The 1,911-nt window shown below is 39.6% G+C and carries 2 protein-coding genes; both read left to right on the forward strand.

Going from position 1 to position 1,911, the window contains the following annotated elements:
- A partial coding sequence (locus VB797_RS11760) for a DUF4912 domain-containing protein (RefSeq protein WP_323237867.1) occupies positions 1–1,166 on the forward strand: 1,166 nt, incomplete at its 5' end.
- A gap of 339 nt (positions 1,167–1,505) precedes the next feature.
- The coding region (locus tag VB797_RS11765) for an Hsp20/alpha crystallin family protein (protein WP_323237868.1) at positions 1,506–1,911 on the forward strand (406 nt) is incomplete at its 3' end.

Below are 1,911 nucleotides of genomic sequence, written 5' to 3' on the forward strand. Positions count from 1 at the left end.
CCGATTTATGGGGCCCCGAAACCGAGCAGGATAGCGAAGCGCAATTATCTCAGAACGATTTACCTGAAGTTCGCATTATCGGCTCCAACGAACAGTTAACAGATGCGATCGCAACACCACCCCAAGAGGAAGTACGAACCAATACCGATGGTTTACCAAATGTTTGGGTAACGCAACCAAATCCACAACCAACAACCTCGGAACAAGACAATTTGTCCTCCGAAGACGCTACGCGATCGCAATTCGTAGAAAATACTTCACAAGAGCAATCAGAAGGACAAGTTGCACAATTTGGGATATCGTCCAAAGAAGATAATTCTGCATCTGCTGGTGCTGTGGTCTTAGGAGTGGGTGCGTTTGCACTTGCTTCTCAGATGCTTGACAATGAAGAATCCTACGAGCAAGATGAAAATCCTGCTACAACCGAACCTTCAGCATCTCAAGTATCCTTTGGTGAAGATGTAGCTTTAGACCAAATAGCAGACGAAGCCGAAGTAGACCTAGATACACAAATACCTTCATCCGAACCAAACGCAGATGAAGGAGATACAGCATGGGACAGAATTTACGGTATTCACCATGACAGGGGTATGGGAGTACCCGGTGAAAGCAATATATTATTGGCAAATCGTACTCCTAAATGGGCTTATGCTTCTTGGAATATTTCTACCGATAGTAGAGAAGCGATGCAAAATCGAGGTGCTACTCAATTAGTATTGCGACTGTATGATGTAACGAACGTTGACTTGAGTTATCAAGATGCCAAGATAGTACAACAGTACGAATGCGAAGCTACAGTTAGTCATCGTTACGTAGCTATACCCAATACCGATCGCGATTACGTTGCTGAAATCGGCTATTTGAGCCAAGAAAAAGAATGGTTGTTAATATCGCGATCGCCAATTATTCGGGTATTTAGTCGTCCCCACAAAGACTTCTGGTTTGAAGCAGATGCGGAATTAATCATACATGGTGCGACCGAACCCGGTTCAACCGTAACTATTGACGGACAAAATATCAAAGTGAAGCAAGATGGTACTTTTCATCTGCGGATTCCCTTTACAGAAAGCACGATTAACTACTTGATTACCGCTGTTGCAGAAAATAGCGAAGAAGCAAGAACTATTCATATGCAATTTTCACAAAAGGAACCGAAAAGCAGTTAGGAGTTAAAAATACTTGTTTATTGGTCATTGATTAAATTAATTTTCAAAGCTCTGGTATTTCACTTACTAGAGCTTTTTTGTATCTATAAATAAGTTGCGATCGCGAATTTGATGCGAGCATCTTGCTTTTCGGTTTCCCGAACCTAATTTACGATCAACCGAACTTTTGATGCTAAACAGCTATAAATGAAAATTGCTCGTTAATCATTGTTAATTGAGAAGTTCGGTATTCATGATTAAATCAGTTATGAAAACCGAATCTACACTAGATTCAATTCTGATTACTATAAGAATCAAAGCAACGAATAAATACTAAATTCCTAAATAAAGGTAGAACCAATGACAACTTTAGTAACCTGGAATCCTTGGCAAGAATTGAACGCTTTACAAAGTCAATTAGATAGAGAAGTCAAAGTTCCCGCAGCGGAATTGCGCGTAAATGAGGAAGCAGTTTATTTAAGATTAGAACTTCCGGGAATGGAAGCTAAAGACTTAGATATACAGGTGACAGAAAAAGCTGTTTCTATCAGTGCGGAAAGAAAATCTGCCTCTCAAAATGAAAAAAATAGTACTTTTAGAAGCGAATTTCATTATGGTAAATTCCATCGTGTAATTCCTCTACCTGCAAGAGTTGAAAATATTAATGTCACGGCAGATTATAAAGACGGTATTTTGAATCTAACTTTACCTAAAACAGCAGCGGAAAAGAACAAAGTGGTTAAAGTTAGTTTGACTGATGCTGTGT

The sequence above is a fragment of the Rivularia sp. UHCC 0363 genome (assembly GCF_034931125.1).
In the GTDB taxonomy this organism is placed as follows: Bacteria; Cyanobacteriota; Cyanobacteriia; order Cyanobacteriales; family Nostocaceae; genus Rivularia.